Annotated in this window: 8 protein-coding genes; 1 reads left to right on the top strand and 7 read right to left on the bottom strand. The window is 46.3% G+C overall.

The genetic code is table 11. The features are described from left to right. Positions 1-80: 80 nt before the first annotated feature. Positions 81-701, top strand: a complete 621-nt coding sequence (locus MoGM_RS03580; RefSeq protein WP_016212939.1) for a glucosaminidase domain-containing protein — start codon at positions 81-83, stop codon at positions 699-701. On the opposite strand, the gene MoGM_RS03585 is transcribed toward MoGM_RS03580, so the two are convergent. Genes MoGM_RS03585 through traK form a run of 7 tightly spaced genes read right to left on the bottom strand, consistent with a single transcriptional unit; the run spans position 679 to position 7,417 of the window. Continuing rightward, positions 679-1,377: a TraX family protein gene (locus MoGM_RS03585; RefSeq protein WP_016212938.1), complete on the bottom strand. Its 699-nt coding sequence runs from the start codon at positions 1,375-1,377 to the stop codon at positions 679-681. The two genes, MoGM_RS03580 and MoGM_RS03585, sit on opposite strands and share 23 nt — an antisense overlap. Positions 1,378-1,379: 2 nt before the next feature. Next, positions 1,380-3,689 (bottom strand): type IV secretory system conjugative DNA transfer family protein, encoded by a 2,310-nt coding sequence (locus MoGM_RS03590; RefSeq protein WP_016212937.1) that lies wholly within the window; start codon positions 3,687-3,689, stop codon positions 1,380-1,382. Between the two features lie 34 nt (positions 3,690-3,723). Continuing rightward, positions 3,724-4,194 carry a hypothetical protein gene (locus tag MoGM_RS03595; protein ID WP_104368793.1) on the bottom strand — a complete coding sequence of 157 codons (471 nt, stop codon included), beginning with the start codon at positions 4,192-4,194 and terminating at the stop codon, positions 3,724-3,726. Then, a complete protein-coding gene (traN, locus tag MoGM_RS03600) occupies positions 4,191-5,078 on the bottom strand; it encodes a conjugative transposon protein TraN (RefSeq protein WP_104368794.1) in 888 nt (295 codons plus the stop codon). The genes MoGM_RS03595 and traN overlap by 4 nt, the downstream gene beginning before the upstream one ends. 43 nt (positions 5,079-5,121) lie before the next feature. Further along, the gene (traM, locus tag MoGM_RS03605) at positions 5,122-6,312 is read right to left on the bottom strand and encodes a conjugative transposon protein TraM (RefSeq protein WP_016212934.1); all 1,191 of its coding nucleotides are present in this window, start codon (positions 6,310-6,312) and stop codon (positions 5,122-5,124) included. Then, positions 6,309-6,809: a hypothetical protein gene (locus tag MoGM_RS03610; protein WP_016212933.1), complete on the bottom strand. Its 501-nt coding sequence runs from the start codon at positions 6,807-6,809 to the stop codon at positions 6,309-6,311. Before MoGM_RS03610 ends, traM begins: the two co-directional genes overlap by 4 nt. 11 nt (positions 6,810-6,820) lie before the next feature. Continuing rightward, complete coding sequence (gene traK / locus MoGM_RS03615; protein ID WP_104368795.1) at positions 6,821-7,417, bottom strand: conjugative transposon protein TraK; 597 nt, start codon at positions 7,415-7,417, stop codon at positions 6,821-6,823. Position 7,418 lies beyond the last annotated feature (1 nt).

Here is a 7,418-nt window from a genome sequence, read left to right on the forward strand (position 1 = left end):
ATGATGTTGAACTGTTAATTTTGCGGTGTCGTTACCGCTTGGATGTCACAAAATTATCTACATCAAATCCCAAAGAAGAAATGCGCAACACTATTCTGACTGCAATGATTCTGATGCTGATGCCGGAAATGGCATCGGCACAATTCTATACGATAACGAAAGAAGCTGAAATAAAGCAAATTCGAGCAAACGATAATGCAAATAACATTGATATTAAGGATAATACAGCACGAACAGAGCCTAATAAAGAACTGGAAGGCACATTAAAAGCTCAACCTGATATTAGAACAAACAAGCGTCTATGCACCCGAAAAGTGGACGGTAAAACGTCCCAAAAATTCAAGCGAGTTAAAGCAAACGAGCTTCTCCCTGAATTAACCATCCCCAATCTTTATGCAGAAATCAAACGGAACGGCATCCTATATCCGAAAGTAGTATTGGCACAAGCCATTTTGGAAACGGGCTGGTTCACCTCTCCGCTGTGCAGGAATAGGCACAACCTCTTTGGATTGACCAATCCGCGTACCGGGAAGTATTATGAGTTTGACCATTGGTCGGAAAGTGTACGTGCTTATTATACCAAGGTACAGTACAAGTACAAACGAGAAGATGGGAACTATCTGCTTTGGCTCAAAAAGATTGGGTATGCGGAAGCTCCCGATTATGTTCCGGCAGTTATCAGTGTGCTAAAAATGTTATAACGCACCATATTAGCAGCAAGTGTACCGGATAGAAAGCATAAAATCCATACTTTGCGACATTGCCCTTGATAAATCCTCTTGCGCCATCGTATAAGAATATGGTCATACAAGCCAGCAAAGCACCGATGCTGCCATAGTGCATCATCAATGGAAAAGCACAAAGAAGCTGCATCATTCGACCATAGGGAAAAGGAAGATTATCGTTTTGATTTCGTAACAGATTGAAAACTAAAATCATCAATATCCCTCGCCACTCATAATCCACTCCTGACCAAGTGGCAAGATAAGCAATAGAGAGAATAGCAATCCCACAAAGGACGCTATTCTCTTTCAGTTTCTCCAGTACAGCCAAAGCCACCACACCCAAAGCCAACGTGAACATCACATTGTGCGTACCGTCCGCTCCATTCAACAGATACCAAGAGACTTCGCTGATAACGGCAAATACCAATAGCCGTGTAAAGTACCTCTTTCTGTTATGCGTATAAGCGAAGCCTTCCGCTATCAAGAAGGCAAACACCGGGAAAGCGATACGACCAACACAGCGCATGGCCTCGTAAAGTGTAGAATTGTTATCCATCAGAAAATAAGCACAATGGTCTATTACCATAGATACAATGGCGATAATCTTTAGTACACTACCGCTAAAAGTGGGTATCTTCGCAAGTCTTTCCATAATCAACTCATTCCAAGCAGTTCCTTGACCATATCCTCGACCTCCTGATTAACACGTTTGAAATTGCGGTTCAGCATTATCTCTTTCTCACGGTCATTCTTAAACTCATAGATTTTAGGGAGAACCACATAGTGGTCTTCCTCCATCTTAATCTTCTTCATATCGAAGTGGGTCTTGCAGAAATACTTCGTGGTCTTGAACTCCTCCGACTGCTCAATGTCGAAGCTGTTAAGCATCTTGTCATCGGTAGCGGTAAAGTCACGTGCCGCCTGACCTGCCAGCCAACCGGTAGCCATGTCCGCTATCTTGGCTGCCGGAACAAGGTAGTCCATCTTCTCCGAGATGGTGGTAGATACCTTTTGGTCGTTGATGGAGATTGAGCGTGAGGTCTGCTTCGCCTTGCCGAACACGTCATTCTGTGCCCATTCCAATGTTTCCTTGTTACGAGCCGCCCCCATGAAGATATTACCGCAAGTGGTGATAATCTTCTGCATACCTACCTTGCCATAGTCCGCTTCCAACTGAGGCAACTCTTGGAAACCCAATGTGACGGCTACCTTGTTGGAGCGTGCCGTACCGATAAGGCGGTCTATCTTGTGAAAATACAGAGTGGGCAGCTCGTCCACGATGATGCTTACCGGGATGTTCCCCTTAGAGTTCACTCTTGTAATCAGTCGGTTCAATACCAGAGCGTTCAGCGAACCGATTACCTGTTCCTTTTCCGGGTCGTTGGCTATGACTAAATAGCTCGGATGCTCCTTGTCAGAAATCTTCAAGTCGAAGTCATCACCCGTAAATACCCAATAGGCTTCAGGAGATACCAATCTTGCGGCATTGACACGAAGCGTACCAACCATACCTTCCAACTGGTCATTCGCCTTGTTCTCAAAAGCACTCTTGAAGGGAGCCATTAGTGAGGCTATCTTGTCATCCTGCATCAGGATGTTGAACACCTGGTCGTAAGACCTACCAAGGAAGGACAATACGTGCGGCATATCAGAAAACTCGCCCGTAATGGTGTCCGGCTCAACCTCATTGCCGTGTTCATCCTCATACCAGCAGCGTTCAATCTTAATCAACCTTTTGGTTCTGTCCTTATAAGAAAAGCCGTTCAAGTCCACAAACATCCTATCCTCATCCGTAGAAACATCATTGCCGTTCTCATCAACAAAGTCTAACACCACGTTTCCCTTATCGTCTATGGCATTGAAGTCATCCCAATTCCGAATAACAATCTCCAGTTTCTTTCCCTCCAGTAGAATATAGCGTTTCAACTTCTTTCCGTTCCTGAACCCGACAGGGTGGAAGTTTACAAAGAAATAGATAATCGCTGCCAGGAAGTTCTCTGCCGAATTGGTGAAGAAGGCTTCCGAGCCGCCTTTCTTCTCGCCACCTCCCTTGTTCAAGGATGCCAGCAAAGTAGCAGCCGTTTCAGAAGCCGCCGCCAAGTCCGGGATATACTTCCGTTGAATAGGATTGATTCGGTCTGAGTATTCCACATCCGTAAAGTTGATGGTACGGAAACCACAATTAGCTGGAAGCCTTCCGGCTTTCCGATTCTTGCAGAACTGATAGAAAAGCGTCTTTGCCAATGTCGGGTACTTGAAATCGTACACCATCATGGCAAACCCTTTTGCGGCGTGTTGTCTTATGAACGGGTCAATGATACCGAAAGACTTACCCGAACCAGGAGTACCGAGAACAATCGTGCCACGGAACGGGTTGATGATATTGATCCAACCCTTGTGCATCTTCCGTTTCCAATAGTATATCATCGGTATGTTTACCGAGTAGTCGTTATTGGCAAGCACTTCCGACTGTTGGAAGGACTCATTCTCGAAATTGAAACGGTCATCACCAACCTTATAGTTGTAATACTTGGCGATGCCATCCAATCCCTGATGCACCAGCATGGTACCTACCACAGAACATACGGCATAGAGAATACGATTGGCAGGGAATCCCATCCAACTCATTCCGAAGTCCATCTTGTGAAAGAGGAAACAAAGTCCGACAAGGGTCAATCCGACTAATACAGGGTAGATGACCATTGTCTTCACATTGAACTTCAATGCCTTCTTCGCCTTTGTGCCAATACACACCACACAGATGCAGACCAGTTCCACCATCTTGCAACCCGAAACGGACGTGAACACGGGGAATCTGCCTAACAGGTCAAGAATAAACTGCGTAATACGGTTATCTGCCGCAATGGGCAGATTCATAATTATCTCAATGATGAGAAAGATGTAGATGCAGCTACGGAAGTAGTTATACATCTGCTGCTGTTCCCTTGTTTCTTCAAATGCCATACGTTACTTTGTTTAATCTAAAATTATCACTCGGTTAAAATGGTATCTTTATGCCCAATAGCAATCCGTTACGAAAAGTGTCCCCATGCAGAAAGTTCACGTTATTTTTTTGGGTTATTACAAACTCGCATCCGTTTCTGAAAACGTAGCTGTATTCAAAGCCCGCTTCCAGTCCGAGAAAGAATTTCCTTTCCACCGCACCGAATTGAGGGCCGAAACGGAAGCGAAGCATACCGTTCTTATATCGGGCAAGCCGTTGTTTGTAAACAATACCACCATCCCAGAAGTAACCTTTCCAAAAGTCATCTTTCCTCCAGTGGTTGCCCACCTCGCCATACAACTCCACGGCATTGCCGTAGGACAGCGGATGTTCATAGCCGACCGTGGCGTTCAACGTGGAGGGGAACTGGAAGCCTGCATTTATCGTGAGTTTGGCATCTTGTGCTTGTGCGGATGTTCCTATGGTCATAACCGCACAAAGTAGAATAAATAATAGTTTTTTCATTGTACGTCAGAGTATTTAATGTAGTGATACGGATAATAATCGCAGTTCTTCAAGATGTCCGAGTCAAAGCCGTCGGCATTGAGGATGTCCTCGTATTCGATGGTCAGCACGATGACGCGGCCGCTGATTTGGTTCTCTGAAATCTCCAGTCGCAGCACTTTCTCGTCCGGGAATGTCAGCTTGGGGAGCACCAACACATTGCGATAGTTCTTCTGGAACTTCTTGGCATAGTTAAGCGAGAATACCGGAGTCAGTTCGATGGTCTGTGAGTTGGTTGCCTTGCTCTGCTTCTTGTCGGTCAGCTTCACTCGCAGTTCTTCTATGTCGTAAGGAATCTTTGTCTTGTTTTGCAACGAGTAATCAATGAAGAAGTAATCCCCGATGGCATAGATGTTATTGACTACAGCCTTCATACCGTGCGCCTTTGACACCACCTGATTGAACTTGCGGTCGCTGCCATAAACCGCCCACGCATAGCGGGCCATTTCCGACATGGGCATAGACACCTCCGGGTTGATATAAGATTGCGTATCGCTGTATGGCACTTGGAAGATGGATGCCGCCAATGTGGGGGATTGTGTATAGACAATATCATACTGCGCGATATGCCGTTCACCTATCAAAGTAAGCGTACCTAACAGTTCATCTTCCTTATAATCGCATACCGAAATGAAATCGCTCTCTTGAAAAGGTCTGATACGCACAATGTTGTCGGCACACTGGTTGCCGATAATCTTGGGAGTGGATATATCCACTAACTTGATATTCTCCGGCATGACGATGTGGGTGGTCACTCCGCTATTGACATAGATTCTTTCGTTGGCAGATGCGTTGCCCACGACAAAGAAGACACTGAGAATGAAAAGAAAAATCTTGGATTTCATACGAATTGAATTATAATTTTAATGATTCTTGTTTTAATAATCTCTACCTTGCTTCATCCGAATTTATCAGATACACAATGGTATTGTACTTGATTTTCGCCTTGTTCTTTCGGATATTGGAGGATATGGCCGACGATGCCGAGTTATACATATTCTGCAAGGTCTGCAAGGCGATGGCTTCAGCCGATATGCCGGTTTCATATCCGCTTCCCGAATCAAAGCTGATATTCTGCTGCGCCGCACTGGAACCGGCATCCTTTACGAAGTCACGGAACTGAGATTCGGGAACATAGAAGCCTTCCATACCATCATTGTCAAAAACGGACAGATTGACCTTTACGAACTTGTCCCCAACCAGGATGCTGGTGATGGCCGCACGTACACGCTGCTGCCCGAAACCTGTCACCGTTCCATAAAGGTAAGTGCCTTTCTTCAAGTTGATGTCGCTAACCGTCACATCGTCCAATAGTTTGAATCGAAGACGGGTACCTTCACGCGCCTTGGTGGTCTGGTCAATCATCGCACGGATCAGTTTGGCATCCACCGCATCGTCCGAAGAAGATACCGTGTGGAACTTGTCCGCATTGGTATCGGAGGATTTGATAACCAGCTTGGGACGGTTGTGTTCTTTCTCTTCCTGCCTGACTTTGGCTATGGAATCCGCACGTTGCCTTTGCAAAGCCTCTTCCTGCTCCGGGTTGGTTATGCCCAACCCGCTCTCGATGGCTTTCTGCCGTTCATAACTCCTGCGTTGGATTTCCTCCAAATCTTGGGCAAACTCGTCTTTAGATGAGTAACTTTCACCATTCTGTGAAGGGTCGCCATAGGCATATTCATTGATATGCTTTCGGGATTCTGCAAGGGAACGCTCCAGTTCTTCCATTTCTTTCTGCTGACGGATGCGTTCCGCCTCGGCTGCATCAAGCATATTCAGTTCTTCCTCGGTGTAACCATGTTCCAGTTCCTCGGTCTCATTCTTCTCCTCACCGATGGCACCGACTGCGGTAAAGGCATCCTCGTCACCAAATCTGCGTGACATTTCATACATCTTATCTCCAGCTTCTTCCGCACGGGCTTCGGGAAGTTCCATGTTGATGCGGTCGGTGGCTACCGACTGACCGGTATCACCATCACCGGAGAACATCTGCATCACGAAGTATATCAACGCGCATAGCGGCACGAACACCACCAGCGGAAAGATATACTTGGGTTGTTTGAAATTGATTTTAATCATTTGGTCTCGTTATTATTAAGGGATTTGACAATGTTTTCAAGCTGACGGTATCGTTGAACGATACGGGTGGAATCCATCCTTGACTTATGCGGTACGGCAATCATGGAATCCAATTCCTCACGGAGTTCCTGACCTTGGACTACCAAGTCCATCAGCGTGTTGCGCTGGATGTCCTTGTTTGCCTGTATGGTATGGAAGCCTGTGAAAAGCGGTTCCATGTTGCTTATCAGATTTTGATTTGCTTCATTCAATTCGTTAGAAGAATCTACATTGGCCCCACTAATCCAAATGTTGCCCACCAGAACAAAAGCCAATGTCCCGGTTACATAAGCGAATGTACGCTTCGGATGTTTGGTCGCCCATGCGTTGGCCAAACGTATTCTTGCCGCCAGCCGATACTTCGTACCGATTGCCCCCATCTTGGGTTGCAGCCATGCCCGAACCTGTTGGTGGGTTTTCAGACGGCTTTCATGCAATATCTTTCTGAGTGATTTCATTGTTGCTGTTTTTAATAATCCAAATCCTTGTTCTCTATGGTGCGCCAGTTGGTAATCATCAGTCCGTGGGGATTGTTCCTCGTCTTCGGCACATTCTCCAAATACCCGGTCGTTACCATCGTCCGTTTCAAGTCACGGGTGCGCCGCTTGATTAGCTGCGTACCGTAGTAGGTGAATTTCCGTTCATGTTCGTCAAACTGGATGGAATCGCACATAATGGTGCAGACTGCCGATGACGATATGATGTCGGAATAAAAACCGTTCTCGTCCATCGCCTGTTTCTGTTTCAAAGCGGTACCGTCCGCCATATACATCGCCTTGCTGACCGTCCACTTGATATAGTCGTTATCGGGTGGCAGGTTGAAGAAGTATTGATGAAAGAGCTGGATGTGCGCCTTCGCCTCCATAATAAAGTTCGCTTCCAAATTGGCACGTTCCGCCAAGAAAGGAATGTCACCGTCCAATACATATATCTGCTGCCGCTCCTTGGTGACCAAAGAGATGCAGCACCAGACCGTGAAGCCGCAGATGACGGCGCAACCTCCGATGGTTGCGAGTACCGTCATCATGGCAAGTCTGGTTTTCTGTGCTAAAGATTCTATAAGCATA

This window comes from Prevotella sp. MGM1 (assembly GCF_002933775.1).
Lineage (GTDB): Bacteria > Bacteroidota > Bacteroidia > Bacteroidales > Bacteroidaceae > Prevotella.

Excerpts from the sequence above, each read along its gene's own strand:
- MoGM_RS03595 (WP_104368793.1), bottom strand. The coding sequence starts at position 4,194 with ATGAAAAAACTATTATTTATTCTACTTTGTGCGGTTATGACCATAGGA.
- traN (WP_104368794.1), bottom strand. The coding sequence starts at position 5,078 with ATGAAATCCAAGATTTTTCTTTTCATTCTCAGTGTCTTCTTTGTCGTG.
- MoGM_RS03585 (WP_016212938.1), bottom strand. The coding sequence starts at position 1,377 with ATGGAAAGACTTGCGAAGATACCCACTTTTAGCGGTAGTGTACTAAAG.
- traK (WP_104368795.1), bottom strand. The coding sequence starts at position 7,417 with ATGCTTATAGAATCTTTAGCACAGAAAACCAGACTTGCCATGATGACG.
- MoGM_RS03580 (WP_016212939.1), top strand. The coding sequence starts at position 81 with ATGCGCAACACTATTCTGACTGCAATGATTCTGATGCTGATGCCGGAA.
- traM (WP_016212934.1), bottom strand. The coding sequence starts at position 6,312 with ATGATTAAAATCAATTTCAAACAACCCAAGTATATCTTTCCGCTGGTG.
- MoGM_RS03590 (WP_016212937.1), bottom strand. The coding sequence starts at position 3,689 with ATGGCATTTGAAGAAACAAGGGAACAGCAGCAGATGTATAACTACTTC.
- MoGM_RS03610 (WP_016212933.1), bottom strand. The coding sequence starts at position 6,809 with ATGAAATCACTCAGAAAGATATTGCATGAAAGCCGTCTGAAAACCCAC.